The 25,896-nt window shown below is 55.5% G+C and carries 30 protein-coding genes and 2 tRNA genes; 12 read left to right on the top strand and 20 right to left on the bottom strand.

Annotated elements, in window-relative coordinates:
- Nucleotides 1–19: 19 nt before the first annotated feature.
- Nucleotides 20–775 carry a hydroxyacylglutathione hydrolase gene (gene gloB, locus CSK29544_RS00285; RefSeq protein ID WP_007892232.1) on the bottom strand — a complete coding sequence of 252 codons (756 nt, stop codon included), beginning with the start codon at nt 773–775 and terminating at the stop codon, nt 20–22.
- A 32-nt stretch (nt 776–807) separates the two neighbouring features.
- Between gloB and CSK29544_RS00280 the strand changes: the two genes are divergently transcribed.
- The gene (locus CSK29544_RS00280) at nt 808–1,524 is read left to right on the top strand and encodes a class I SAM-dependent methyltransferase (protein WP_007892231.1); all 717 of its coding nucleotides are present in this window, start codon (nt 808–810) and stop codon (nt 1,522–1,524) included.
- On the opposite strand, the gene rnhA is transcribed toward CSK29544_RS00280, so the two are convergent.
- A complete protein-coding gene (gene rnhA / locus CSK29544_RS00275; RefSeq protein ID WP_007892228.1) occupies nt 1,521–1,997 on the bottom strand; it encodes a ribonuclease HI in 477 nt (158 codons plus the stop codon). The two genes, CSK29544_RS00280 and rnhA, sit on opposite strands and share 4 nt — an antisense overlap.
- Nucleotides 1,998–2,049: 52 nt before the next feature.
- Here rnhA and dnaQ point away from each other — a divergent pair, with 52 nt between their 5' ends.
- The gene (gene dnaQ / locus CSK29544_RS00270) at nt 2,050–2,781 is read left to right on the top strand and encodes a DNA polymerase III subunit epsilon (protein ID WP_007892225.1); all 732 of its coding nucleotides are present in this window, start codon (nt 2,050–2,052) and stop codon (nt 2,779–2,781) included.
- A gap of 132 nt (nt 2,782–2,913) precedes the next feature.
- Nucleotides 2,914–2,990 (top strand) — tRNA-Asp (locus CSK29544_RS00265).
- Between the two features lie 215 nt (nt 2,991–3,205).
- Here the strand turns inward: CSK29544_RS00265 and CSK29544_RS00260 are convergent.
- From CSK29544_RS00260 to fadE, 3 genes are all read right to left on the bottom strand, one after another.
- Nucleotides 3,206–4,192, bottom strand: a complete 987-nt coding sequence (locus CSK29544_RS00260; protein ID WP_029039613.1) for a fimbrial protein — start codon at nt 4,190–4,192, stop codon at nt 3,206–3,208.
- A 338-nt stretch (nt 4,193–4,530) separates the two neighbouring features.
- Nucleotides 4,531–5,301: an amidohydrolase gene (locus CSK29544_RS00255; RefSeq protein ID WP_007887875.1), complete on the bottom strand. Its 771-nt coding sequence runs from the start codon at nt 5,299–5,301 to the stop codon at nt 4,531–4,533.
- 105 nt (nt 5,302–5,406) lie between these two features.
- Nucleotides 5,407–7,851: an acyl-CoA dehydrogenase FadE gene (fadE, locus tag CSK29544_RS00250; RefSeq protein WP_007887887.1), complete on the bottom strand. Its 2,445-nt coding sequence runs from the start codon at nt 7,849–7,851 to the stop codon at nt 5,407–5,409.
- 228 nt (nt 7,852–8,079) lie between these two features.
- On the opposite strand from fadE, the gene lpcA reads away from it, so the two are divergent.
- Both lpcA and CSK29544_RS00240 read left to right on the top strand, forming a co-directional pair.
- Nucleotides 8,080–8,661, top strand: coding sequence for a D-sedoheptulose 7-phosphate isomerase (gene lpcA / locus CSK29544_RS00245; RefSeq protein WP_007698112.1), 582 nt, complete (start codon nt 8,080–8,082; stop codon nt 8,659–8,661).
- Between the two features lie 88 nt (nt 8,662–8,749).
- Entirely contained in the window at nt 8,750–9,517 is a 768-nt protein-coding gene (locus CSK29544_RS00240; RefSeq protein WP_004385353.1) for a class II glutamine amidotransferase, read from the top strand.
- Here the strand turns inward: CSK29544_RS00240 and dpaA are convergent.
- Complete coding sequence (gene dpaA / locus CSK29544_RS00235; RefSeq protein WP_004385352.1) at nt 9,488–10,225, bottom strand: peptidoglycan meso-diaminopimelic acid protein amidase; 738 nt, start codon at nt 10,223–10,225, stop codon at nt 9,488–9,490. The genes CSK29544_RS00240 and dpaA overlap by 30 nt on opposite strands.
- A gap of 255 nt (nt 10,226–10,480) precedes the next feature.
- Here dpaA and dinB point away from each other — a divergent pair, with 255 nt between their 5' ends.
- Nucleotides 10,481–11,536, top strand: a complete 1,056-nt coding sequence (dinB, locus tag CSK29544_RS00230; protein WP_029039612.1) for a DNA polymerase IV — start codon at nt 10,481–10,483, stop codon at nt 11,534–11,536.
- A 297-nt stretch (nt 11,537–11,833) separates the two neighbouring features.
- Here dinB and pepD read toward each other — a convergent pair whose 3' ends face one another.
- Complete coding sequence (gene pepD / locus CSK29544_RS00225; RefSeq protein WP_014729533.1) at nt 11,834–13,291, bottom strand: cytosol nonspecific dipeptidase; 1,458 nt, start codon at nt 13,289–13,291, stop codon at nt 11,834–11,836.
- Between the two features lie 260 nt (nt 13,292–13,551).
- Between pepD and gpt the strand changes: the two genes are divergently transcribed.
- The 3 genes from gpt to crl all read left to right on the top strand — a co-directional run bounded on the left by gpt (nt 13,552) and on the right by crl (nt 15,812).
- The gene (gpt, locus tag CSK29544_RS00220) at nt 13,552–14,010 is read left to right on the top strand and encodes a xanthine phosphoribosyltransferase (protein WP_004385350.1); all 459 of its coding nucleotides are present in this window, start codon (nt 13,552–13,554) and stop codon (nt 14,008–14,010) included.
- 107 nt (nt 14,011–14,117) lie between these two features.
- Nucleotides 14,118–15,365, top strand: a complete 1,248-nt coding sequence (gene frsA, locus CSK29544_RS00215) for an esterase FrsA (protein ID WP_007887897.1) — start codon at nt 14,118–14,120, stop codon at nt 15,363–15,365.
- A gap of 57 nt (nt 15,366–15,422) precedes the next feature.
- A complete protein-coding gene (gene crl / locus CSK29544_RS00210; protein ID WP_004385348.1) occupies nt 15,423–15,812 on the top strand; it encodes a sigma factor-binding protein Crl in 390 nt (129 codons plus the stop codon).
- Between the two features lie 121 nt (nt 15,813–15,933).
- Here the strand turns inward: crl and ompC are convergent, their stop codons facing one another.
- Nucleotides 15,934–17,004, bottom strand: a complete 1,071-nt coding sequence (gene ompC, locus CSK29544_RS00205; protein ID WP_004385347.1) for a porin OmpC — start codon at nt 17,002–17,004, stop codon at nt 15,934–15,936.
- A 291-nt stretch (nt 17,005–17,295) separates the two neighbouring features.
- On the opposite strand from ompC, the gene proB reads away from it, so the two are divergent.
- The 3 genes from proB (at nt 17,296) to CSK29544_RS00190 (ending at nt 19,847) form a co-directional block, all read left to right on the top strand.
- A complete protein-coding gene (gene proB, locus CSK29544_RS00200) occupies nt 17,296–18,399 on the top strand; it encodes a glutamate 5-kinase (protein ID WP_004385346.1) in 1,104 nt (367 codons plus the stop codon).
- A 10-nt stretch (nt 18,400–18,409) separates the two neighbouring features.
- The gene (gene proA / locus CSK29544_RS00195) at nt 18,410–19,663 is read left to right on the top strand and encodes a glutamate-5-semialdehyde dehydrogenase (RefSeq protein ID WP_007887908.1); all 1,254 of its coding nucleotides are present in this window, start codon (nt 18,410–18,412) and stop codon (nt 19,661–19,663) included.
- A gap of 108 nt (nt 19,664–19,771) precedes the next feature.
- Nucleotides 19,772–19,847: transfer RNA gene (locus CSK29544_RS00190), tRNA-Thr, on the top strand.
- A gap of 14 nt (nt 19,848–19,861) precedes the next feature.
- Here CSK29544_RS00190 and CSK29544_RS00185 read toward each other — a convergent pair.
- The 12 genes from CSK29544_RS00185 to CSK29544_RS00140 all read right to left on the bottom strand — a co-directional run bounded on the left by CSK29544_RS00185 (nt 19,862) and on the right by CSK29544_RS00140 (nt 25,806).
- Nucleotides 19,862–20,980 (bottom strand): site-specific integrase, encoded by a 1,119-nt coding sequence (locus CSK29544_RS00185; protein WP_241720301.1) that lies wholly within the window; start codon nt 20,978–20,980, stop codon nt 19,862–19,864.
- Nucleotides 20,902–21,252: a helix-turn-helix domain-containing protein gene (locus tag CSK29544_RS22155; RefSeq protein WP_071844235.1), complete on the bottom strand. Its 351-nt coding sequence runs from the start codon at nt 21,250–21,252 to the stop codon at nt 20,902–20,904. The genes CSK29544_RS00185 and CSK29544_RS22155 overlap by 79 nt, the downstream gene beginning before the upstream one ends.
- A 31-nt stretch (nt 21,253–21,283) precedes the next feature.
- On the bottom strand, nt 21,284–21,895 hold the full coding sequence (locus CSK29544_RS00180) for a hypothetical protein (RefSeq protein ID WP_151451650.1): 612 nt from the start codon (nt 21,893–21,895) through the stop codon (nt 21,284–21,286).
- Between the two features lie 35 nt (nt 21,896–21,930).
- Nucleotides 21,931–22,185 carry a hypothetical protein gene (locus CSK29544_RS00175; protein ID WP_029039753.1) on the bottom strand — a complete coding sequence of 85 codons (255 nt, stop codon included), beginning with the start codon at nt 22,183–22,185 and terminating at the stop codon, nt 21,931–21,933.
- An 89-nt stretch (nt 22,186–22,274) separates the two neighbouring features.
- On the bottom strand, nt 22,275–22,487 hold the full coding sequence (locus CSK29544_RS00170; protein WP_029039754.1) for a hypothetical protein: 213 nt from the start codon (nt 22,485–22,487) through the stop codon (nt 22,275–22,277).
- The gene (locus CSK29544_RS24685; protein ID WP_052367212.1) at nt 22,487–23,131 is read right to left on the bottom strand and encodes a hypothetical protein; all 645 of its coding nucleotides are present in this window, start codon (nt 23,129–23,131) and stop codon (nt 22,487–22,489) included. Before CSK29544_RS24685 ends, CSK29544_RS00170 begins: the two co-directional genes overlap by 1 nt.
- A complete protein-coding gene (locus CSK29544_RS00160) occupies nt 23,128–23,502 on the bottom strand; it encodes an ead/Ea22-like family protein (protein ID WP_029039755.1) in 375 nt (124 codons plus the stop codon). Before CSK29544_RS00160 ends, CSK29544_RS24685 begins: the two co-directional genes overlap by 4 nt.
- The gene (locus CSK29544_RS22150) at nt 23,499–23,660 is read right to left on the bottom strand and encodes a DUF2737 family protein (protein ID WP_071844234.1); all 162 of its coding nucleotides are present in this window, start codon (nt 23,658–23,660) and stop codon (nt 23,499–23,501) included. The genes CSK29544_RS00160 and CSK29544_RS22150 overlap by 4 nt, the downstream gene beginning before the upstream one ends.
- A 32-nt stretch (nt 23,661–23,692) precedes the next feature.
- The gene (locus CSK29544_RS00155) at nt 23,693–23,890 is read right to left on the bottom strand and encodes a hypothetical protein (RefSeq protein WP_029039756.1); all 198 of its coding nucleotides are present in this window, start codon (nt 23,888–23,890) and stop codon (nt 23,693–23,695) included.
- A 1-nt stretch (nt 23,891) separates the two neighbouring features.
- Entirely contained in the window at nt 23,892–24,572 is a 681-nt protein-coding gene (locus tag CSK29544_RS00150; protein ID WP_029039757.1) for a lambda exonuclease family protein, read from the bottom strand.
- Nucleotides 24,569–25,498, bottom strand: a complete 930-nt coding sequence (locus tag CSK29544_RS00145; RefSeq protein ID WP_042391939.1) for a recombinase RecT — start codon at nt 25,496–25,498, stop codon at nt 24,569–24,571. The genes CSK29544_RS00150 and CSK29544_RS00145 overlap by 4 nt, the downstream gene beginning before the upstream one ends.
- Nucleotides 25,498–25,806 carry a hypothetical protein gene (locus CSK29544_RS00140; RefSeq protein WP_029039759.1) on the bottom strand — a complete coding sequence of 103 codons (309 nt, stop codon included), beginning with the start codon at nt 25,804–25,806 and terminating at the stop codon, nt 25,498–25,500. The genes CSK29544_RS00145 and CSK29544_RS00140 overlap by 1 nt, the downstream gene beginning before the upstream one ends.
- Between the last annotated feature and the right edge of the window lie 90 nt (nt 25,807–25,896).

Genomic DNA, 25,896 nt, shown 5'->3' with positions numbered 1-25,896 from the left:
CGAATACAAGCAAGAATTTCTAGAAGTTATCTTTCTTTGACCTTAACCATGCAAATCTCTCTTCAGGAGTGGACAACCGAAGATCTGGATTAATTTTATCAATTAAATCATCGTCTTCTAATCGCAGGTAAAGATTTATTTGGCGCTCATTTTTAAGAATTGAGGGTAGTGTTTTTTGATTTTTTGCACGTAACTCATTAACTTCTCGATAATATTGGGTTAAAGCGGGATCGTCCGGCAAAATAGCCACTAAAAACTTAAGATTGCTTAATGTGTACTCATGCGCACAGCAAATAAGCGTATCTTCAGGCAGCGCGTTTATTTTCTGAAAGGAGTGATACATCTGCGCGGGCGTGCCTTCAAACAGGCGACCACAGCCAGCGGAGAACATCGTGTCGCCGCAGAAAAGATAAGGGAAACTGAAATATGAGAAATGTCCTAAAGTGTGACCTGGCGTAGAGAATGCAAGGAATTCGCAGCCAAGGATGTTGAACTTCTCCCCATCGTTGACTACAACCTGCGCGCCTTTGCTGCGGGTCTCTTCCGGCCCGTACACAGTAATATCCGGGAACCGCGCCACTAAGGCTTTTACGCCGCCCGTATGATCGTGATGATGATGTGTAAGCAGGATTGCCACCGGCTGCCACTGGTTTTCCTCAAGGGCGCGAAAAACGGGTTCCGCCTCGCCAGGGTCGACAAGCAGGCATTTTCCTTCATCATCATTCAACACCCAGATGTAGTTATCCTCGAAAGCAGGAATACTGTTAAGATTCATAAATCACCTCTTATGCGTTACGGAAGGTAGTGATGAAACCGGCACGGACACCCGCGACACTCAGCGCTCCGGCCCACTGGGATGCGTTTTCCTGGGGCGAGCATTATCGCGCGACGCTTGAGCGGGAACTCCAGCCCTGGCTTGGGAAAATGTATGGCTTTCATTTGCTTAAGATAGGCAATCTCAGCGCGGAGATAAACACCGAAGCCTGCGCGATTTCACATCAGGTCAATGTCGCCTTACAGGGCGACGCATTACAGGTTAAGTGCGATCCGCTGCATCTGCCGTTTGCTGCGAAATCCGTGGATGCCTGTCTGCTGGCGCATACGCTGCCCTGGTGCCCCGATCCGCACCGTCTGCTTAATGAGGCGGACCGCGTGCTGATTGACGACGGCTGGCTGATTATCACGGGATTCAACCCCGTCAGCCTGCTCGGGGCCGCCAAACTTCTGCCGTTTGTGCGCAAACGTGCGCCCGTAAATAGCCGCATGTTTACCATGATGCGTCAGATGGACTGGCTATCGCTGCTCAATTTCGAACTGCTCCATTACAGCCGCTGCCAGGTATTACCATGGTGTCGGCAGGGCGGAAAGATGCTGTCCAAACATCTGCCGGCACTCGGATGTTTGCAGGTGATGGTAGCGCGTAAGCGCACCATCCCACTGACCATTAACCCGTTAATGAAGCCGCGCGCCCGCACGCATCTGCGCCCGGCGGTGGGGGCTACGCGCCAGTATCGTAAACCTTAGCTGGCTGTCGCTTCAGGCTGATAGCCGGTATCTTCCAGCGTCGGGGCCATTGCGGCTGCGCGGGCCAGTTCGTCGCAGCGCTCGTTTTCCGGGTGACCGGCGTGGCCTTTTACCCATTCCCATTTGATTTCGTGCTGGCTCAGCGCCGCATCCAGCCGCTGCCATAAATCGACATTTTTTACCGGTTTCTTCTCGGTGGTTTTCCAGCCGCGTTTTTTCCAGTTATGGATCCACTGCGTGATGCCCTGGCGGACATACTGACTGTCTGTACTGAGCGTCACAATGCAGTGCTCACGAAGCGCCTCAAGGGAGACGATCGCCGCCATCAGTTCCATACGGTTATTGGTGGTCAGGCGATAGCCAGCGCTGAAGGTCCGCTCATGCTGTTTGTAGCGCAGGATAGCGCCATAGCCGCCAGGCCCCGGGTTGCCGAGACAAGATCCATCGGTGAAAATTTCTACCTGTTTACGCATCTCTGGTAGACTTCCTGTGAGTAAAAAGCCAAGTCTGACATAAACGAGCGCTATGAGCACAGCTATTACACGACAGATCGTTCTGGATACCGAAACCACCGGTATGAACCAGATAGGCGCCCATTATGAAGGGCACCGCATTATTGAGATCGGTGCGGTTGAGGTGATCAACCGCCGCCTGACCGGCAATAACTTCCACGTCTACCTCAAGCCCGACCGGCTGGTGGACCCGGAAGCTTTTATGGTTCACGGAATTTCCGATGAGTTCCTGATGAATAAGCCCGTTTTCGGCGATGTAGTGGATGATTTTCTCGATTACATCCGCGGCGCTGAACTGGTTATTCATAACGCTTCGTTCGATATCGGCTTTATGGATTACGAATTCGGCATGCTCAACCGCAGCATTCCGAAAACCGAAACGTTCTGCAAAATCACCGACAGCCTGGCGCTGGCCCGTAAGATGTTCCCGGGCAAGCGCAACAGTCTTGATGCGTTATGCTCGCGTTATGAAATAGACAACACCAAACGTACGCTGCACGGGGCGTTGCTCGATGCCCAGATTCTTGCGGATGTCTATCTGGCGATGACCGGCGGGCAGACGTCTATTGCGTTCGCGATGGAAGGTGACGGACAACAGCAACAGGGCGATACCGGCATTCAGCGCGTGGTACGCCAGGCCTCTCGCCTGAAAGTGGTCCGGGCGTGCGATGAAGAGCTGGCGGCGCATGAATCACGTCTCGATCTGGTACAGAAGAAGGGCGGCAGCTGCCTCTGGCGCGCCTGATTGTACTGAAAACGCTGACAAAATCGCCATGCGGGCGATTTTTAAAGCAAACGATTCAAAATGTGAGAAAAAGCGTTGACGGCACAGGGGGCAGCCCGTAATATTCGCCCCGTTCCCAAGGGAACACAACGCGGAGCGGTAGTTCAGTCGGTTAGAATACCTGCCTGTCACGCAGGGGGTCGCGGGTTCGAGTCCCGTCCGTTCCGCCACTATTCAGAAAGCCCGAATCAGCAATGGTTCGGGCTTTCGTCATTTCGGCGATATAAAAGTTGATGTCCTTTTGGGATATATTTCAGCTGGCATGAAATACGATGAAACTTTTAGCCTGCCAGCGGGTTACGTCTTCGGCTGAGCGCAATGCATACAAAAAGGCCGGGATGCACCCCGGCCAGTAGCTATAATTGTTAAACGTTAACTCGCTAAATTATTCACTTTCCATTATTAGCGAGGCCGAAGCCTGAAAAGCACCTGTCGCGAGTCGCGTTGCGGCGTTTTGTTTGACGAGTGCAAACGAGACATTATCTGAGCCCTGGCCATTTGTGATTACGCTTGAGAAATAGCCATCTACCGGCACCACACTCCCGTTATGAAGCATGGTAATACCTAAACCTGGTGTGGACGTGAGAAATGCGCCATTTTCATCATATTCACCTGCGGCGGCAGCACTGAGTGTGATTTTTATCGGAGAAGAATACGTTTTATCATCGCAATTAAAGTTCAGAGGAACGTTTCTGGTAAGTGCCTGCGTGGGGGATGACTGAACGTCAGTCACAATAACTGTCTGATAATCCACATCGATAACATTGCCGTTATTAATTTTACAGGTAGTGGTATTAATATAAGTGTCATTATTTGAAATAAAGTTCCATGTATAGTACCAGGTACCATCTCTGGAGCTTGTCTGGCGGAACTCGATTTTAAGCAACAGATCCCCTTTGTTTATTTTTAACGGCCTGATGATTTGCTTGTCGAGATAAATAAAGAAGCGAGAGTTAATTTTTCTGGAGCCGCTGTGGAAACTGGGAATAACGGTTTTTCCTACCGACGATGCCAGTGAGTAATTGATTCCAGAAATTTCAATGCCTGCCATAGGTTCCAGCAGGCCTATCGTGCTTGGCGGGGTTTTTGGGCTGATATAGAGCGCATCGACGACTCCTTCAGCATCGTTGGCGCAGGTGATCTGGGAAAGATCAATCAGCATGTTTTTACCGTCTTCGAAATTCGGGTCGACGTCTATGGTTACCGTGCTGCTTCCTCCATGGATCGGAATTGTACCGTAGGGACCATCACAGTGAAAAGCGAATGCAGGCTGGGAAAGCCATAATAAAGGGGTTAAGAGGAGCAATAAAAAGCTACGCATCAGCGTATTATTGCAAACCCGGAAGTTACTGTTACTGTTTTTCATATTCATCGTAAAAATGAAATGCCTTATTATGCTATGGTATTGGATAGAGATGATAAGCGCGCTTTTTATATCGCCAGATAATAAACATAAAGGTGTAATGTTATTCAATCTCATGCGTTATTGTATAAAAAGAGCCTGTATGGATTTATGAACGCTACGGATTGTATGAAAAACAGGGCTAAGGAAAAAATGAAAACGCAATAAATTCTTTTTTTAGAATATTGACCTAATCAATATTAATTTCATTGGTCTCGCAGGAAATTTTATGATTAGGCCTGATGCATCCGTCATATGAACAGCCAGCGACGCTGAGCGCATGCTGGCCATATTCTGTATCCCTGCGTTTACTCAAGCGTAAAACGGTCGGCATCCTGCCAGGCGGGGAATTTCTCGCGGTACTCTCTGAGCGACTCCAGCGACAATTCGGCTTCCACACGCACTGCCTGGTGTGGCTCGCTGGCGGCGATGATGTCGCCCTGCGGGTTGATAATGCGGCTGTCGCCGCGGTAGTGGTGACCGTTACCGTCGCTGCCGACGCGGTTACAGCCCGCGACATACGCCTGGTTCTCAATAGCGCGTGCGGTCAGCAGCGCCTGCCAGTGCAGGGCGCGTGGAGCAGGCCAGTTCGCCACATACAGCGCCAGGTCGTAATCGTCGCGGTTGCGCGACCACACCGGGAAGCGCAGGTCATAACAGACCAGCGGCAGAATGCGCCAGCCGCGCCACGCCACCACCAGCCGTGCGTCACCTGCCACATAATGCTGATGCTCATCGGCCATGCGAAACAGATGCCGTTTATCATAGCGATGCACCGCGCCCTGCGGCTCCACTAATAAAAAACGGTTCACCGGTCCGCGCTCGCTCTGCAACGCCGCGCTGCCGGCCACCATCGCGTCAGTCTGACGGGCTTTTTCCTGCATCCAGGCGACGACGATCTCTTCGGGCAGCGACGACTGCGCGGCTTCCATCGCAAAGCCCGTGGTAAACATCTCCGGCAGCACAATCAGATCCCGTCCCTGGACCTTCTCCAGCAGCAGGTCGAAGTGGCGCAGGTTAGCGGGCCCGTCCATCCAGCTGAGCGGCTGCTGCATCAGCGTAATTTTTAAACCAGACACGTTCAGACTCCCCGTCATTGGCAACTCAGGTCACTTTATCATGCACGCGACAGGATGCGAGGCAATAAAAAACCCCGCCGGAGCGGGGTTTTTAACAGGCCAGAATCAGGCTGCTTCGACTTTACGTACCGCCTCCGGCAGCTTTACCGGCTGTGTCGCCAGCGCGTCCGGCTCGAAATCGTCTACGTTAATGCTGCGCAGACGGCTCTCTTCGGCGCGGATAAGAATGGCGGCCTCATCTTCATTGATACGGCCTTCTTTCAGCGCGCGTTTCGCCAGCTCATCAAGACGGGTGAACGGCAGGTTTTTGCCCATCTCTTTGCAAATGCGCTGGTGGATAGGATCGGCGGCCATCACCTCCAGCAACGCCTGTTCCAGCAGCCCGACCGGGTTATGCTCGCTCGGCGTCAGGTACTGACCGCGGCCGATGCGTGAACGGGTCGCCGACGGCGTTTGCAGGATCTTCGCAAGTTTGTGGTCGAGCTTATCGGAAGGCGCGTCGTAACGGCGGCCCGCCGGGAAAATCGCCAGGCTCAACAGGCCAGCCACCGCGCCATTCGGGAAGTTACGCAGCAGATCGCTGATTGCCTGCTCGGCCTGATGCAGCGCATCCTGCACGCCCCAGTGCACCAGCGGGAGATCTGCTTCCTGGCGGCCTTCGTCGTCATAGCGCTTGAGGACTGCCGAGGCCAGATAGAGCTGGCTTAGTACATCGCCCAGGCGCGCCGAGATACGCTCGCGACGCTTCAGGCTGCCACCCAGTACCGCCATTGACACGTCGGAGAGCAGGGCCAGGCTGGCGCTCAGGCGGTTGATATGCTGATAGTAGCGGCGCGTGGCGTCGCGGGTCGGGCTGCGGCTGGTCAGGCCGTTAGTCAGGCCAAGCCAGAAGCTGCGCACCAGGTTGCTGCCCACGTGGCCGATATGGCGGAACAGCAGCTTATCGAAGGCGTTCACGTCGTTATTCTGCGCCGCCGCCATCTCTTCCAGTACATACGGATGGCAGCGGATCGCGCCCTGGCCAAAGATCATCATGGTGCGGGTCAGGATATTCGCGCCTTCCACGGTAATCGCGATAGGCGCGCCCTGATAAGCGCGGGCCAGGAAGTTGCCCTCGCCAAGCATAATGCCTTTACCGCCTGCGATATCCATCGCGTCAATAATGGACTGCTGACCGCGGTGAGTGCAGTGATATTTCACAATCGCCGACAGGACCGCCGGTTTTTCGCCAAGCATGATGCCGTAAGTAATCAGCGACGCCGCAGCGTCCATCACGTAGGCGTTACCGGCGATGCGCGCCAGCGGCTCTTCAATCCCTTCCATCTTACCGATAGAAACTTTGAACTGACGGCGAATATGGGCGTAGGCACCGGTGGCGAGCGCAATCGACTTCAGGCTACCGGTCGAGTTAGAGGGCAGCGTAATGCCGCGGCCCACCGACAGGCATTCCACCAGCATACGCCAGCCCTGACCGGCCATTTTCGGCCCACCGATGATGTAATCGATAGGGACAAAGATATCTTTGCCGCGCGTCGGGCCGTTCTGGAACGGTACGTTGAGCGGGAAGTGGCGACGGCCGATTTCCACACCCGGCGTGTTCGTCGGGATCAGCGCACAGGTAATGCCGAGTTCCTGCTCGCCGCCCAGCAGACGATCCGGGTCAGAGAGTTTAAACGCGAGGCCCAGTACGGTGGCGATAGGCGCGAGCGTAATGTAGCGCTTGTTCCAGGTAAGGCGCATGCCGAGCACCTGCTCGCCCTGCCACTCGCCCATGCAGACCACGCCGGTATCCGGGATGGCACCGGCGTCAGAGCCGGCTTCCGGGCTGGTCAGCGCAAAGCAGGGGATTTCCTGGCCACGTGCCAGACGCGGCAGGTAATGGTTTTTCTGCGCGTCGGTGCCGTAGTGTTGCAGCAGTTCGCCGGGGCCGAGGGAGTTCGGCACGCCAACGGTGATGGCGAGAATGCCGGAGACGCCAGCGAGTTTTTGCAGCACGCGGGACTGCGCGTAAGCCGAGAACTCCAGACCGCCGTACTCTTTTTTGATGATCATCGCGAAGAAGCGATGTTCTTTCAGGAACGCCCACAGCTCCGGCGGCAGATCCGCCATTTCGTGGGTTATCTGGAAGTCGTTCGCCATGCGGCACGCTTCTTCCACCGGGCCGTCGAGAAACGCCTGCTCTTCGGCGGTCAGCTTCGGCTGCGGATAGTTATGCAGCTTCTGCCAGTCCGGGTTGCCGCGGAACAGATCGCCTTCCCACCAGGTCGTCCCGGCGTCGATCGCTTCTTTCTCCGTGCGCGACATCGGCGGCATCACTTTACGAAAGCCGCGGAACACCGGGGCGGAGATCAGCGATTTACGCACCGGCGTAACGTTCAACGGCACCAGAATAATCGCCAGCGGCACCAGCAGCCACAGTGACCAGAGGTCAGCGGCGCCGAGCGCGGCGGTCCAGGCGAGCAAAATCAGGCTGCTGAGCGGCAGGCTGACGCGATGGTAAAACAGCGCACCGATAAGAACGAGGGTGGCAACGATACTCAAGATCATCATAAAGAAAAGCTCCCTTGCTTGTAGGAGGTCTGACCACTTGTGATGATATGGTTGTAGAGGATGTTGCTTTTTTTAGCAATGCGTTCACAAAATAATTACAACCTGGCTCACATTGTTGCCGCACGTAAACGCAAAACCTGTATGCCCGGCGCGGTGTAGCGCTTCTCGCTCCCGGCGCTATCCGGTACACTGCATCCGGTTACTTTTTAATGCTGAAGGATATCCCTCATGTACCAGGATCTGATTCGTAACGAGCTGAACGAAGCGGCCGAAACGCTGGCTAACTTTCTGAAAGATGAAGCCAATATTCACGCTATCCAGCGTGCGGCGGTGTTGCTGGCAGACAGCTTTAAAGCAGGCGGCAAAGTGCTCTCCTGCGGTAACGGCGGCTCGCACTGCGACGCGATGCACTTCGCCGAAGAGCTGACCGGGCGCTACCGTGAAAACCGTCCGGGCTACCCGGCGATCGCGATCTCCGACGTCAGCCACATCTCCTGCGTCGGCAACGACTTCGGTTACGACCACATCTTCTCCCGCTATGTCGAAGCGGTGGGGCGCGAAGGCGATGTTCTGCTCGGCATTTCTACCTCCGGCAACTCCGGCAACGTGATCAAAGCGATCGACGCCGCGCGCGCCAAAGGCATGAAAGTCATCACGCTGACCGGTAAAGATGGCGGCAAAATGGCGGGAACGGCGGATGTGGAAATTCGCGTGCCGCATTTTGGCTATGCTGATCGTATTCAGGAAATTCACATCAAAGTGATCCACATCCTGATCCAGCTTATCGAAAAAGAGATGGTCAAAGCCTGATAAGGCGCTGCCGCCGGGCGTGCAACGCACGTCCGGCATGCCCCAGTGACGCCTTCCGAAAGGTGGGCGGCGTGTGATGAGGTGATTTATGTGCGAACTGCTCGGGATGAGCGCCAACGTGCCGACGGATATCTGCTTTAGCTTTACCGGCCTCGTGCAGCGGGGCGGGGGAACCGGGCCGCATAAAGATGGCTGGGGCATCACCTTCTATGAAGGCAAAGGCTGTCGCACGTTTAAAGATCCACAACCGAGCTACAACTCGCCCATCGCGAAACTGGTGCAGGACTACCCCATTAAATCATGTTCCGTGGTGGCGCATATCCGCCAGGCGAACCGCGGCGAAGTCGCGCTCGAAAACACCCATCCGTTTACCCGTGAGCTGTGGGGCCGCAACTGGACTTATGCCCATAATGGCCAGCTGACCGGCTACCGCTCGCTCGATACCGGTCCGTTTCGCCCGATTGGCGAAACCGATAGCGAAAAAGCGTTCTGCTGGCTGCTGCACAAACTCACCACGCGCTACCCGCGCACGCCGGGCAACATGACGGCGGTCTTTCGCTATATCGCGGAACTGGCGGGTGAACTGCGGGAGAAGGGCGTTTTCAATATGCTGTTGTCAGACGGGCGCTATGTGATGGCGTTCTGCTCCACCAATCTTTTCTGGATAACGCGCCGCGCGCCGTTTGGCGTCGCCAAACTGCTCGATCAGGATGTGGAAATTGATTTTCAGGAAGAGACCACACCCAATGATGTGGTCACGGTGATCGCCACTCAGCCGCTGACGGGCAATGAAACCTGGCACAAAATCATGCCAGGCGAGTGGGCGTTATTTTGTCTCGGGGAGCGTGTAGTTTGACGCCAGCTGCGGGTGCACCACGCTGCTGCTGAGCGGTTTGCTGACCACGTAACTGCCGTTCACCACAGAGACCACCGGCGGCTGCCGGGTCGCCATAAAGTAGTCGTAGCCGGGCTTAAGCTGTTTCCAGAAGCCGATGTAGTACGAATACTTGTGGCGCTCCATATTGGCGTCGGTCATGCGGAACGGATAGATGCTGACCTGCACGTTCGGCTGACCAAACACCAGCGCGCCGGTGACGAACTGGAAAATCTCATCGATATTTTTATCTGTCATCGCGTAGCAACCCACGGACACGCACGCGCCGTGGATCATCAGATATTTCCCTTCATACCCGTTAGCGCGGTCAAACGCGTTCGGAAAACCGATATTGATCGCTTTATAAAAACGGCTGTCGGGTTTGAGCTGGCTGCGCTGCACGCTATAGAAGCCTTCCGGGCTTTTGAAATCGCCCTGACGGCGTTTCGGCCCAAGACCGCCGGAATAGTTGCAGATGCGGTAGCTATCCAGTAACTGATACTGCTCGCCCATCTTGACGTACAGCTCAAGCGTGCGCTCTTCCTTAAAGATCTGGATATAAACCGGGGAACCCATTAACTGCTGTTTTAATTCTTTTTTTATCGGGGTAACGCTGTCGCTACTGACTGTACTGGCCCATGAAAAGCACGACACCAGAAGCATTGCGATTAACAATGCGATTTTACGCATACTGCTTGTTTCCTTGATAAAGCTAAGACCGATGCCGAAAGGCGAAGGGACCCAAAATAAGACTATTCTGGTTCAGGAGCGCTCACATTAGCATCGCTGTTATTTTTCGCAAGCGCTGCCTGCAGCGTTTACAATTAAGTTTTGCTTAACTTCATCGCGCCCCAAAGAATTTACGCAATTATGACGGAATAAGGAAGGTTGCCGCCGCCCCCATTTTTTGCCAGACTGTATGGACATACAGTGCGGGGCGTGGCGATGCGCAAAATCATTCATGTCGATATGGACTGCTTTTTCGCGGCGGTAGAGATGCGCGATAATCCAGCCCTGCGCGATATTCCGCTCGCCATTGGTGGCAGCCGCGAACGGCGCGGCGTTATCAGCACCGCCAATTATCCGGCGCGTAAATATGGCGTGCGCAGCGCTATGCCCACCGCGATGGCGCTCAAGCTCTGCCCGCATCTCACGCTGTTGCCGGGGCGTTTTGACGCCTATAAAGAAGCGTCTGCCCATATCCGGGAAATATTCTCGCGCTATACCTCGCTGATTGAACCGCTTTCACTCGACGAAGCTTATCTGGATGTCACCCACAGCCCGCACTGTTACGGCTCGGCGACGCTGATGGCCAAAGAGATCCGCCAGACGATTTTCGACGAACTCCAGCTCACCGCGTCGGCGGGTATCGCGCCGATCAAATTCCTCGCCAAAATAGCCTCCGATCTCAACAAGCCCAACGGGCAGTATGTGATAACGCCTGAAGAGGTGCCGGCGTTTTTGCGCACGCTGCCGCTTGGCAAGATCCCGGGCGTTGGCAAGGTGACGGCGGCGAAGCTTGAGAGCCTCGGCCTGCGTACCTGCGAGGATGTGCAAAAAAGCGATCTCGCCGCGCTGCTCAAACGCTTTGGCAAGTTCGGACGCGTGTTGTGGGAGCGCAGCCAGGGGATAGACGACCGTGAAATCAGCAGCGACAGGCAGCGTAAATCGGTCGGCGTCGAGCGCACGCTGGCAGAGGATATCCACGAATGGGCGGAGTGTGAGGCGATAGTGGAGCGGCTCTACCCGGAGCTTGAGCGCCGCCTCGCCGCCGTTCAGCCGGATCTACGCATCGCCCGCCAGGGCGTGAAGCTCAAATTTAACGATTTTCAGCTCACCACGCAGGAGCATGTCTGGCCGAAGCTCAATAAAGAGGATTTGCTCGCCACGGCGCGTAAAACCTGGGAAGAGCGCCGCAGCGGGCGCGGCGTGCGGCTGGTGGGGCTGCACGTGACGTTGCTCGACCCGCAAATCGAGCGGCAGCTGGTGCTGGGGTTGTAGGGGCTTTTCCTCGGGCCCGGTGGGTGCGCTTCGCTTACCCACCCTACAAGCTGAGGTTGTCGATTCTTGTCATTAGCTCTGGTGGGGGCGCTTCGCTTACCCACCTTACAAGCTGAAGTTGTCGATTCTTGTCATTAGCTCTGGTGGGTGAGCTCCGCTTACCCATCCTACATGATGATAACCGTCGGGAAGCGTAGGGCGGGTAAGCGTAGCGCACCCGCCTTTTAAACCCACCCCGCCACAAACGCCAAAACAAAAAAGGCGGCCCCAGGGCCGCCTTTCTTTTGCATCAAACGCTTACTTCGCCGGGATCGCTTTCAGCAGCTCGGTCAGCAGCGTCCAGTAGTGGCCCACGCTTTCAATATGTACCTGCTCATCCGGCGAATGCGGCCCGGTAATGGTCGGCCCGATGGAGACCATATCCATCTGCGGGTACGGTTTCTTGAACAGCCCGCACTCAAGACCCGCGTGGATCACCTGGATATTCGGCGTCTTGTTAAACAGACGCTGATAGGTTTCACGCACCAGCGCCATCACCGGCGAGCTGGCGTCCGGCTGCCAGCCAGGGTAGCTGCCCTTGGCCACGGTCTTCGCGCCTGCCAGCGCGCCGAGCGATTCCAGCATGCTCACCACGTAATCTTTACCGCTGTCGATAAGCGAGCGGATCAGGCAGATGATTTCCGCCTGCTCGTCGGTCATGGTCACCACGCCCACGTTCAGGGAGGTTTCCACCACGCCTTTCGCCACGTCAGAGTTGCGAATCACCCCGTTCGGCGTTGCGTTCAGCAGCGCGATAAACGCATCGCGGCTCTGCGCGGTCAGCGCGGCTTTATCGGTCGAGGCCGCTTCCAGCACAACGGTGATGTTCTTCTCTTTAACGGAGAGCTCATTTTTCAGGATATCGAGATAGGTGTTCGCCAGCGTTTTCAGCTCGCCTGCGTTAGCGGCAGGCACCGCGACGGTCGCGAACGCTTCGCGCGGGATGGCGTTACGCAGCGTACCGCCGTTGAAATCCACCAGACGCAGATCCAGCGCCTGCGCATGACCGCACAGGAAACGCGCCAGCAGTTTGTTGGCGTTGCCGAGGCCCAGATGAATATCGCCGCCGGAGTGACCGCCTTTCAGCCCTTTGAGCGTCAGTTTGAACGTCTCAAAACCGGCCGGGATAGCTTCGCGGGAGAGCGGCAGCGTGGAGATAAAATCGATGCCGCCGGCGCAACCCATATAGATTTCGCCTTCTTCTTCGGAATCGGTATTAATGAGGATATCGGCCTGCAGCCAGCCTGCCTGCAAACCAAACGCGCCGTCCATGCCGGCTTCTTCGGTCATGGTCAGCAGCACTTCCAGCGGGCCGTGTACGACGCTGTCGTCCGCCAGTACCGCGAGCGCGGACGCCATACCGATGCCGTTATCCGCGCCAAGCGTGGTGCCGCGCGCTTTCACCCATTCGCCATCGATATACGGCTGGATAGGATCTTTTGTGAAATCATGAACGGTGTCGTTATTCTTCTGCGGCACCATATCGAGGTGCGCCTGCAGCACGACCGGTTTACGGTTTTCCATGCCGGCGGTCGCCGGTTTGCGAATTAAAATGTTGCCCACCTGGTCGCGCTCGGCAAACAGGCCTTTTTCCTTCGCCCAGCCCATGATGTGTTCGGCGAGTTGTTCTTCATGGTAGGACGGATGCGGAATGGAGCAGATTTTCGCGAAAATATCCCACAGCGGTTGAGGGGAGAGTTGAGACAGTTCAGACACGTTAAGTCTCCTTGACTGGGCCCGGTGCAGCGCGGCGTGCGGGCCTCTGGGTTATCGTTGTGATGTGCCGCAAGACGGGCCTGGGCAATAGCCCGAGAATACCACTTTCTTTTATGCTGTGCAGACCAAAGCGAGCAAAAACCACGGCCCATGCCGCGTGGCACTGGTTTTTAGCGGCTCAGATCTCTATAATCTCGCGCAACCTATTTTCCCCCTGAACACTTTTTAAGCCGTTTTTTAAACTGGCCGGGACACTTCACATGAGCGAAAAATACGTTGTCACCTGGGATATGTTACAGATCCACGCGCGCAAGCTGGCGAGCCGTCTGCTGCCTGCTGAGCAGTGGAAAGGCATTATCGCCGTCAGCCGCGGCGGTCTGGTGCCGGGCGCGCTGCTGGCGCGCGAACTGGGTATCCGTCACGTCGATACCGTCTGTATCTCCAGCTACGACCATGACAACCAGCGCGAACTGAAAGTTATCAAGCGCGCAGAAGGCGATGGTGAAGGCTTTATCGTGGTGGACGATCTGGTGGATACCGGCGGCACCGCAGTGGCTATCCGTGAGATGTACCCGAAAGCCCGCTTCGTGACCATTTTCGCTAAACCGGCAGGCCAGCCGCTGGTGGATGACTACGTTATCGATATCCCGCAGGACACCTGGATCGAGCAGCCGTGGGATATGGGCGTCGTTTTCGTGCCGCCGCTGTCCGGCCGTTAATCCCGTCCTTACGCATCTTTACGCCCGGCACTGCCGGGCGTTTTTGTTTTTATCCGCCGCCTGCGAGTACAATCATGTTTTGTGCTGTTTTTACGGAGGCAGAAAGCATGTCGCAGGCCAATCTGAGCGAAACCCTGTTTAAGCCGCGGTTTAAATACCCGGAAACCTCGACGCTGGTGCGTCGTATTCAGCACGCGCCGCCTCCGGTGATCCAGTCCACGCTGGACGGTAAAACGGTGCCGCAGTGGTATCGCATGATTAACCGGCTGATGTGGGTCTGGCGCGGTGTCGATCCACGAGAAATCCTTGAAGTGCAGTCGCGCATCGTGCTGAGCGACGCCGAACGCACCGATCCCGCGCATTACGACACCGTCATCGGCTATCGCGGCGGCAACTGGATTTATGAGTGGTCGAAGCAGGCGATGGCGTGGCAGCAGCGCGCCGGGCAGGAGACCGACGAAGCGGCCATCGGCAAGGCCTGGCTGATGGCTTCCACGCTCTACAGTATTGCCGCCTATCCGCACCTGAAAGGCGATACGCTCGCCGAACAGGCGCAGGTGCTGGCGAACCGCGCATATGAAGAGGCCGCCACGCGGCTTTCCGGTGAACTGCGCGAACTCTCGTTCCCGATCCCCGGTGGCGCGACCATCACCGGCTTTCTGCACCTTCCCAAAGGCGGGAAGGGGCCATTCCCGACCGTTTTGATTTGTGGCGGCCTGGACGCGCTGCAAAGTGACTACTTTACGCTTTTCGAGCGCTACTTCGCGCCGCTTGGCATCGCGATGCTCACCATTGATATGCCCTCGGTCGGCGCGTCGTCCAAATGGACGCTGTCGCAGGATTCCAGCCTGCTGCATCAGCATGTGCTTCAGGCTCTGCCAAACCTGCCGTGGGTCGATCACACCCGCGTGGCGGCGTTTGGGTTTCGCTTCGGGGCGAACGTGGCGGTGCGCCTCGCGTATCTTGAAGCGCCGCGACTTAAAGCCGTGGCCTGTCTCGGCCCGATGGTGCATCAGCTTTTCAGCGATCCGGCGCGCCAGGATCAGGTGCCGGAGATGTATATGGATGTGCTGGCGAGCCGTCTTGGCATGTATGACGCCTCGGACAACGCGCTGCGTGTCGAGCTCAACCGCTATTCGCTGAAAACCCAGGGGCTGCTCGGCCGCCGCTGCCCGACACCGATGCTCGCAGGCTACTGGAAAAACGACATTTTCAGCCCGGAGGAGGAGTCGCGTTTAATCGCCTCGTCATCTGTGGACGGTAAGCTGCTGGAGATCCCCACTTCGCCGGTGTACAGCAACTTTGATAAGGCGCTGCATCAGATTTCCGGGTGGGTAAACCATAAATTGCGTTAATCATTGGCTAATTTCCATTGGTTTGGTAAAACAATGGCTTCACAAAAGGAGATCGCAATGACGTTACCGAGTGGACACCCGAAAAGCAGGATGATTAAGAAATTCACTGCCCTTGGCCCGTATATTCGGGAAGAGCAGTGCGAAGGCAACCGCTTCTTCTTTGATTGCCTGGCTGTTTGCGTCAACGTCAAACCCGCGCCGGAGAAGCGTGAATTCTGGGGCTGGTGGATGGAGCTGGAAGCGCATGAAGACCGCTTTACCTATACCTGGCAGTTCGGCCTGTTTGATAAAGAGGGCGACTGGACGGCGGTGCCTATCAAAGACGACGAGGTCAAAGAAAAGCTTTCGCAAACGCTGCGCGGTTTTCACGAAAGACTGCGCGCGCTGCTCGCCTCGATGGATTTAAAACTGGAGCCGGTAACAGAAGATCTTAAGCTTTCTGCCTGAGCCGTATTTCAGTTAATACTCAAATAACGCATAAAAAATAACCCCGCCGACGCGGGGTTATTTTTTTATCGTAGCCACACGATGTGATAAACGCCCACGGCGTGGGCGTGGGGAATATTAATCAGAACTGGTAAACGAGGCCCAGCGCAACAACGTCATCGTTGTTGATCTTAAGCTTGTTGTCGTCGTCCAGCTGGTTAATTTTATAATCCACGAAAGCGGACATGTTTTTGTTGAAGTAATACGTGGCCGCCACGTCGTAATATTTCACCAGATCAACGTCGCCAATGCCGTTTTCAACATCTTTGGCTTTAGACTGCACGTAACCGATGGACGGACGCAGGCCGAAGTCGAACTGATACTGCGCAACCACTTCGAAGCCCTGGTTTTTATTGGCAAAACCGCCGGTGATCGGGGTCATGTTGCGGGTTTCCGCATAGGTCGCCGCCAGGTAGATATTGTTGGCGTCATACTTCAGGCCGGTCGCCCAGGCTTCCGCGTTATCGCCTTTACCGAGCGTGGAATTACGCTGCGCCAGTGTACGGTTGGATTTGGTGTAAGCGCCGCCGATGCTCACGCCGCTGTCGCCCAGCGCGTAGTTAACAGAGGCACCGTAGCCGTCGCCGTTGGCTTTGCTGGCGGCACGGCTGTCGTTCTCGTTCTTGCCCTGGTATTGCAGGCCGAATTTCAGACCATCCACAAGACCGAAGAAATCGGTGTTGCGGTAGGTGGCCACGCCAGTGGTACGGCCGGTCATAAAGTTATCGGTTTTGGTGTAAGCGTCGTCACCGAATTCCGGGATCATATCGGTGTAAGAACCCACGTCATACAGGATGCCGTAGTTACGACCGTAATCAATGGAGCCGAGATCGGCGAATTTCAGGCCCGCAAAAGCCAGACGGGTTTTGGTTGCGCTGTTCGTGCTGTCGCCTTCCACACGGTTAGCGGCAACCTGATATTCCCACTGGCCGAAACCGGTCAGTTGATCGTTAATTTGGGTCGCGCCTTTGAAGCCCAGACGGATATAAGACTGATCCCCGTCTACAGCGTCATTATCGCTCATATAATGTTCGGCTTTAACACGGCCATAAAGATCCAGCTTGTTGCCGTTCTTGTTATAAATTTCTGCGGCCTGAGCAGCAGACGACGCAACAATACCCATCACCACTAATGCCAGAGTGCTCTTTTTCATCATTAATCCCAATCATTATTTACGCGCTAAAATTCGCGGGTCAAAGACCTGTGAAAAAACAAGATGGGTTTTAACGGTCGGATATGAAAAAAATATGACAAAGTAAGATAAATTTTAAAAAGGTATATTTTTCGTAAACGGTAATAAAACTATCAAAATCCGCCGCTATGCTTGCCGGTTCGCCTGCGCGGCGTGCGGTTTTTCTGGCCGGGAGTTGGCAAGGGCGCGCTCTCCTGTTACAACGTCATTTTGGGTTTAATTTTTCCAATTTCGTTGATACGGCAAAACATCATGAGTAACAGCCAGACCCTGGTGGTGAAACTGGGGACCAGCGTCCTGACGGGCGGCTCCCGCCGCCTGAATCGCGCCCATATTGTCGAACTGGTGCGCCAGTGCGCGCAGCAGCACGCCGCCGGGCATCGTATCGTCATCGTCACGTCCGGGGCGATTGCCGCCGGGCGCGAGCACCTGGGCTACCCGGAACTGCCGGCGACCATCGCCTCCAAGCAGTTGCTGGCGGCTGTCGGGCAGAGCCGCCTGATCCAGCTCTGGGAGCAGCTTTTTTCGATTTACGGCATCCATGTGGGGCAGATGCTGCTGACCCGCGCGGATATGGAAGATCGCGAGCGCTTCCTGAACGCGCGCGACACGCTCACCGCGCTGCTCGATAACCGCATCGTGCCGGTGATTAACGAAAACGACGCGGTCGCCACGGCGGAAATCAAAGTCGGCGATAACGATAATCTCTCGGCGCTGGCGGCGATTCTGGCGGGCGCCGATAAACTGCTGCTGCTGACCGACCAGCAGGGCCTCTTCACCGCCGACCCGCGCAACAACCCGCAGGCCGAGCTGATTCAGGATGTCTACGGCATTGACGACACGCTGCGCGCGATTGCGGGCGACAGCGTCTCCGGCCTCGGCACCGGCGGCATGGGCACCAAGCTTCAGGCCGCGGACGTCGCGGGCCGCGCGGGCATTGAAACCGTGATCGCGGCGGGCAGCAAGCCGGGCGTGATTAACGATGTTATCGAAGGGCTGCCGGTCGGCACCCGCTTCCACCCGCAGCAGACGCCACTCGAGAACCGCAAGCGCTGGATCTTCGGCGCGCCGCCCGCCGGCGAAATCACCGTCGACGAGGGCGCGCAGTCGGCCATTCTGGAGCGCGGCAGTTCGCTGCTGCCGAAAGGCATTAAAAGCGTGACCGGCAACTTTTCGCGCGGCGAAGTGATTCGCATCCGTAATCTGGAAGGGCGCGACATCGCCCACGGCGTCTCCCGCTATAACAGCGACGCGCTGCGCCGCATCGCCGGGCACCACTCGCAGCAGATTGACGCCATTCTCGGCTATGAATATGGCCCGGTAGCGGTTCACCGCGACGACATGATCACCCAATAAGGAGCCTGCCATGCTGGAGCAGATGGGCCAGGCGGCCAAAGCCGCCTCATATCAGATGGCGCTGCTCTCCTCGCGCGAGAAAAACCGCGTGCTGGAGAAAATCGCCGACTATTTAGAAGCGAATGCCGAAGAGATTTTACTCGCCAACGAGCAGGATCTGCTGGAGGCGCACCGCAGCGGGCTGAGCGAGGCGCTGTTAGACCGCCTGGCGCTCAACCCGCAACGTTTACACGCCATTGCGAACGACGTGCGCCAGGTGTGTCAGCTGGCCGATCCGGTAGGGCAGGTGATTGACGGCGGTCTGCTGGAGAGCGGCCTGCGCATCGAGCGTCGCCGCGTGCCGCTCGGCGTGGTCGGCGTGATTTATGAAGCGCGCCCGAACGTGACGGTGGATGTCGCCTCGCTATGCCTGAAAACCGGCAACGCGGCGATTCTCAGAGGCGGCAAAGAGACCTGGCGCACCAATGCGGCGACCGTCAAAGTTATCCAGAAAGCGCTGGAAGAGTGCGGCCTGCCCGCCGCGGCCGTTCAGGCCATCGAAAGCCCGGAACGCGCGCTGGTCAGTGAAATGCTGCGTATGGACAAATACATCGACATGCTGATCCCGCGCGGCGGGGCAGGGCTGCATAAGCTCTGCCGCGAACAGTCGACCATTCCGGTTATTACCGGCGGCATCGGCGTGTGCCATATTTTCGTTGATGAAACGGCGGAGTTCGCGCCTGCGCTCAACATCATCACCAATGCCAAAACTCAGCGCCCGAGCACCTGTAATACGGTGGAGACGCTGCTGGTGCATGAGGCTATTGCAGAACGTTTCCTGCCGGAACTGAGCCGCGTGATGCACGAACGCGGCGTGACGCTGCACGCCGATGCGCGCGCGCTGGCGCTGCTTTCCGGCGGCCCGGCGACCGCTGTGGCGGTGAAGCCGGAAGCGTTCGACGACGAATGGCTTTCGCTCGATCTTAACGTGAAGCTGGTGGCAGGCATCGACGAGGCCATCGCGCATATTCGCGAGCACGGCACCCAGCATTCGGACGCCATTCTCACCCGCACGCTGCGCCACGCCGACCGTTTCGTGAATGAAGTGGATTCGTCTGCGGTGTACGTGAACGCCTCGACGCGCTTTACCGACGGCGGGCAGTTTGGTCTTGGTGCCGAAGTGGCTGTCAGCACGCAGAAGCTTCACGCCCGCGGCCCGATGGGCCTCGAAGCGCTGACCACCTACAAGTGGATCGGCTACGGCGACGATACGATTCGTGCTTAACGGAGGGCCGGGTGATGCAAAAATCGCCGCTTGAATCGCAAGGGCATTGACGCATCACCCACTTTTTCATAACCTCTTACCCCGTGCTCACGCACACCCTTCCTCAGGGCCGATATAGCTCAGTTGGTAGAGCAGCGCATTCGTAATGCGAAGGTCGTAGGTTCGACTCCTATTATCGGCACCAGTTAAATCAATCACTTATCTACCGTTCATCACCTCCTGTTTTTCCGTGTGGGACAGATTTGGGACGCAATCGCCAAAAATCGAGTCGATTTGCTTCGCGTGCTCGGTCAGGTGATTAGGTGCCAGGTGCGCATACCGTCGAACCATTTCTATTGACTCCCATCCGCCCATTTCCTGAAGAACTGAAATCGGGACGCCAGCCTGAACTAACCAGCTTGCCCAGGTATGCCTCAGGTCATGGAAGCGGAAATCCTCAATGCCAGCACGTTTAAGCGCAGCCCTCCAGGCTGTGTTTGCGTCGTACCGCATCTTCCTCACTGTCGGCGCTTTAGTCCCATCAGGCCGGGTGCAGCTTTCCTTGTAGACGAACACCCACTTGTGGTGATTGCCTATTTGCCTTTTCAGCACACGACATGCAGTATCATTCAGCGCCACGCCAATGGCCTGATTTGATTTGCTCTGCTCCGGGTGTATCCACGCCACCCGGCGCTGCATGTCTATCTGCTGCCATTCCAGATTGATGATGTTCGACCGCCGTAGCCCCGTCGCCAGCGCAAACTCAACAACGGACTTAAGCGGATCCGGGCATTCATCAATCAGCCTTTTCGCCTCATGAGGCTCCAGCCATCGAATGCGTTTGTTCTTCGGCTGCGGAACCTTCACAATCGGCGCTTTGTCCAGCATCTTCCATTCACGCTCAGCGGCGCGTAACAACGCTTTGATGAATGAAAGGTGAGTAGCCTTTGTGGCTGTCGCTGCCGGTCGTGGCACATATGGCGGAACTGGTTTTCCCTTTTTCCTTAATGCCTCCTCTCTGAGCTTCCAGTTTTCCTCGTGCCGGCGGTTGGTCATCTGCTGAATCGCGTTATAGATTCGCGTCTCAGTGATGTCCTTCAACTGCATCCCTGCAAAGTGTTGTAGCCAGAATCCGATCCGGCTTTTGTCATCGTCCAGTGACTTCTTGTGCGCCTTTTCCTCAAGCCACCTGACACACGCTTCCTCGAATGTCATATCCGGCGTCTCGCCCAACTTACTTACTCGCCAGGCTTCGGCCTTCAGCTTGTCATGGAGTTCCGTGGCCTGCCTTTTGTCCTTTGTCCCAAGAGACTGCTTAAATCTTTTGCCGTCCGGCAATGTGAAACTGGCGTACCAGGTTTCACCTCTGCGGAAGAGTGACATATCAATTCCTCTCGTATGCCATCACCCGCGCTCACGGCGACAGTATGCAGCGGAGATTTCAGGGCTGCAATGCAAGCCTGGCGAGTGGTTAGGTAGGGGGATTTGGGTTTTGATGGGTCTTTGCGGGTGGCCTGTAGTCGTCCTGACTTTATCCAGTTTGTGGCCGTGGGTCTGGATATGCCGAGCATGGCGCAGGCCTCATCGAGCGTGAGGCTGTATTGTTCCATTCGATTATCTCCAGGCGTAAAAAAGCCGCCATCAGGCGGCATGTTCGATTCGGATGTGTGGGATTTCGCCCCGCAAGATGGCGTCGTAAAGCGCTGTAACTTCTCGCAGGTACTCCTCTGCTGCTTTAGGGTACGAATGGTAACCTATTTTAAAATCAACGAGCGCCGCAATAGCTTCATCGCGCCGCTTGTCGGCTTCTGAGCGGATGGGGCGAAACATCCAATTATTGCTCTGAAACTCTTCCGTAAAATTTCCAATCTCAACAAGACGCATTCCATGATTTTCGCTGGTCGCCTTATACGAACACCATGAGCGACCACCATCGACCGACACTTCAGCCTTCACGCCCACCGGCGGCAATCCCTCACCATCCCATACAGACTGTTGCGCAGCGGCTAGTGCGGCTTCGTATTGTTCGCGAGTAACTCTTTCTATCCGCACTCCATCGCCTTTCTCACGCGGTTTAACGCAAGCAGCCGCAAAGTCATGACCGTAAACCTTTCCGCAATCGGCGCCCCAATTACCATCCTTATCATAGAAATCAATTTGTGCTTCATGCAGATAACGCTCGCACTCAACTGCACCCTCCGGCCACCCGCCACGCTTCGGCAATTCCTGCACCAGTAAATCAATCAGCTTCATATCTTTGCTCCAATAAAAAACCCGCACTCGGCGGGTCATGGTTTCAACTCAAATTCATCGTCCCAGGGTGGGAGTGTCTGCATCCTTCCATGCGACATGATGTACTCAGTTGCCACAGCCATAGAACTTGGCTTCTCGAACTCCAGCATAAAAACATCATCGTATGCTTTCCCCAACCACCACCCGCCGCCGTACTCCTTTGCGCGCTGAATGAGCACCCAGCGACCGGGCGTAATGCGATGATGCACCTCGCCCCTGTAAATAATCAGATAGTCCGAGTCTTTACTCATGAAGCACCCCAAAATAACTGTATTTATATACAGTAAATTGAGGTGGGCGAGCTGTCAATTCGTGGTGCAATTGGGTGGGAGTTTAGGTGTCAGTCATCATCAATAGGTCCGCGGTTCCCTCTGAACCATACATCATTAGCTGCACGCGTCTTACGTGCCCATCCAAAGAAGATAATCACAGGGATTGTGAACCACAGGGCATAATCAGGAGCCCTTTGTTCGGCGATTATCCCCAGAATGAATGGAAGTACAGAAGAGGCTGCCTTCCTGCCGTACCATGCATATTTATTTATCCAATCCATCACCCCTCCTTTCCAGGCAACTTGTAATGCTGGCTTACAGGTTGAAGAATTGCGGCGCGTCTTTCCCATTCAGCAATTTCGCGAGCGTGCTTCATTGAGTTGTCACTAAACTCGGCATTAGCGCATTCGTCTGCTTCCTCAGCGGCTCTTTTCGCAATAGCCAGAAGCTCGGAGACAAGTGAATCAGCCACAACCGGATCGGGAATTGTCGCGCGCATGAAAGAACGACAATCATCCACAGCGTGGTCAATAAGTTTATGAAACAGCTCCTTGTTGTTTTTCGTCTCTTCATCTGCGAAATACAAGGCTATGTTGAACGCCAGCCTGGTCAGAGCATCATCAGGCACAACCTGCGCGGGCGGTGCGGTGTAGAGCGGGGTTACTTTCCACCCATTCGCAATCCAACTTCCAGCTACAGATTTTGATCTGGTTAATGCCCCCGAAGAGAAAGGCCCGTCATCGTGACGCCACGCAACCGGCTCCGCCCGCTCCCGCAGCGCCAGCAGTGCTACGCGCGCGATTGCTAATTCGGTCTCAAGCTCCTGCCTGACTGAATCAAACGCGCTCTGTTTAACCGAAAACTCAAGCTGTCTCACTTTCTCTTCGCACGCTTCAGCCAGCGCCGCTTTGCTTATTTCGCTCACGCTTCACCCCCTGTCTCAAGATTGATGCCCGCGACGGCGCAAAATTCAACCGCCTCGCGTTGTGCTTTTCGATAACCAAACATCACATCGTCGTTGAACATTTGCGGGTTAATGCTCGGCAGCTTAACCTTGCGCGCCTCCAGTTCAGCGATGCGCTTCTGCGCGGCTTCCAGCGCTGCTATCAGGCAGAGAACAGCCTTTGGGCTTGCTTCGGCAATAAACGCTGCGTCGTCTTTCAGGCAATGCTGCGCAACTGCCTCACTACCAACGCGCACCTCGTATCCGCGCGCTCCACTATGCGGCTTATATGCAGACCAGTCGCCCCAGCGTGCTTTCTCAGCCGCCGCTTTCAGTTTTGCTGTGTCGGTCATGCGGCACCGCCTTGACGCAGCCAGCGGTTGAGGTATTTGTTGTTATTCACAGAACCGAAGCTGTTGCGTTTCATAAGCTCTTCGCGGCTCGGCATCGGCTGAGATTTGACGCGAGCCTGTAGCTCGCTTGGTGTGATACGCGGGTCATGTGTAATCATGAATTTTTCCTCGCGCCGTCCGTGGCGCACGATTAAACGCGACGCAGGCTGATGTGCTCGCGCTTTGCCATCTGGCGGATAGATTCGTATGAGCGGTTTAACTGGCGGGCTATAATCTTGGGATGGACGCTGCCGGCCAGTGATTTGATGAGGCTTAACTCGGTGGTGGTCCAGTTGCGGCCCAGCGTCTGCTGATTGCCACGGCGTTTTTTGAATGGTTCTGCTGGCATTTCACCTCCATTGTTCTCCGAAGGTGAAGCCAATTTCTGCCAGCGCCATGTCCATCTTTTCAATGAACTCTGGCACCGCTTCCGTGAATTCTTCCATGTATTTTTCATCACGTTCGACAACGACATGATGAAGTCCTTCGCGCCTCATGCGCGGGTCATAATTCGAAAAGTACCAGGCATCCTTACCAGTTACCCACATGCTGAACTGCACCTGAGCCATGTACGCTGACTTTATGGCTTCAAATCCGCCGAGGCGAAATTTCATGAAGTCGCGAGAAGTGAAAGGGCATTTAAGCTCAAGCCCTCGGCCATCACTGCAAAGCCCATCCGGTGAGCATGCAGTGCGCATAGTTTCGTCCTTGTAGATAATTGGCGACTCGGTTACCTGAACGCCGACAGTGAACTCAAACAGGGCTCTTGCGTCATCCTCGTATTGCTTTCCCCATGCCAGAGCCTTGGCGTTAACTTCAGGAGCTACGCCGGTACACACCTCAGCGAGAAGGGTGTGGAAATATGACATCTTCATATCCGGCCATTTTTTACCTGAGCGTGGTTTTGATATGACGTTATGAACATCTGATGCGGTGATAACTCCGAGGCGCAGCCTCTGCCACGCCTCATCTCCTTGTTCAACCGTGAGCACATCTATCCCTGTGCGCTCAAGGATGATTTCTGGAGTCATGCTGCCGCCTTTTGCCTGAGGAATCCGAGTGCCTTAACGGCTTCGATTTGGGTAAGCTCAGATGACGCGAGAATTTCGCGACGGAAGATTTTCGAGCAAAGAGGCAACAGGTCTTCATCCCACGTTTTATTCATGGCGATGAGTACGTCGTTAATTTCTTTGATGGTTGCAATGTCTGCCGGGGTGATATCGCGCTCAGGCTGCCGTTCTGCGGCGAAGTTAATACCTTCTTCCCCCTCGGTATTAACATAGTCAATTGCCGCGTCGAGTCGCTCACGGCGCGGCCAGTATTTGGCAGCTTGCTTCACGACCGTCTTGAGCATCATCTGCTCTTCATCGGTAACCCACGGGCATTTTTTGCTGTTGTCAGTTTTGTACTTCTTCCATGCTTCAGACCGGTCACGTATTGAATAAATGTCTTCAATACGCATGGTGTGCGTCAGGTAGTCGCCATCGTCCGTTTTCACGACAACATAAGCGCCTACAACCTCTCCGCGCTGTTCTTTGGTGTCAAACTCGCTATAGATGTGAACCGGAGGCTTATCGAGACCCTCGCGACGGAATTGGTCATTTTTACGGACGATTGCCGACTGGCACCACTTAATTGCCCCTGATTGCTGGGCAATATGCATCAGCCCCATGTAGCTTATATCGAGGCAAATGGCTCCTTTCCGTGGAACCAGATAGGCCAGTTTCTGCGCTGGGTTCAGCGTGATGCCAATCGCAGCAACGTTCATGATCGCGCTGCGGGTACTGGTCGTGTTATTCATTGCAGTCTTTGCGAGATAGTCGTTATTGGCGAATATCTGCATCGCAAACTCTGATTCACGCTTGAAATTTATTGATGGCTCAGCGCATACCTGCTCGAACTCAACCTTCAGGGGATTGATAAGCTCGTATACCTGATTAACAACCGGGCTTGCCATTACGCTGCCTCCCTGTGTGAATGCCGTGCCTTGAAGATGCCGATGGCGTACTCGGCAGTAACGCGCTCGGTCAGCGCATCAATCCACCAACCCTCGGATGCGTCCTGAAACGCGATGCTATGGCCTTCGAGATAGTTGATGGCGTCACCGGTATGCTCATCAGCATCCAGCCCCGCCAGAGCCGAAATAAACGGGTTTGCTTTCTTCGCCAGACGCTCAACTTCATCGCTGATGCGCTCGTTATCAGTTGCGTCCAGCGCGGCGATAATCTGCTCGATTTCTTTGACGTCGTTCAGGGTCAGTCTCATTGCTTCTGCTCCTGTTGTTTTGGTGTCTGTTTCATCAAATCTTTCATGAGGCGGGCAAACTGCTCATCAGTCATGTCGCGAGGGTTGAGG

Source organism: Cronobacter sakazakii (assembly GCF_000982825.1).
In the GTDB taxonomy this organism is placed as follows: Bacteria; Pseudomonadota; Gammaproteobacteria; order Enterobacterales; family Enterobacteriaceae; genus Cronobacter; species Cronobacter sakazakii.
The sequence above is the reverse complement of the archived record's forward strand: the minus strand, read 5'-3'. Positions and strand labels throughout refer to the sequence as shown.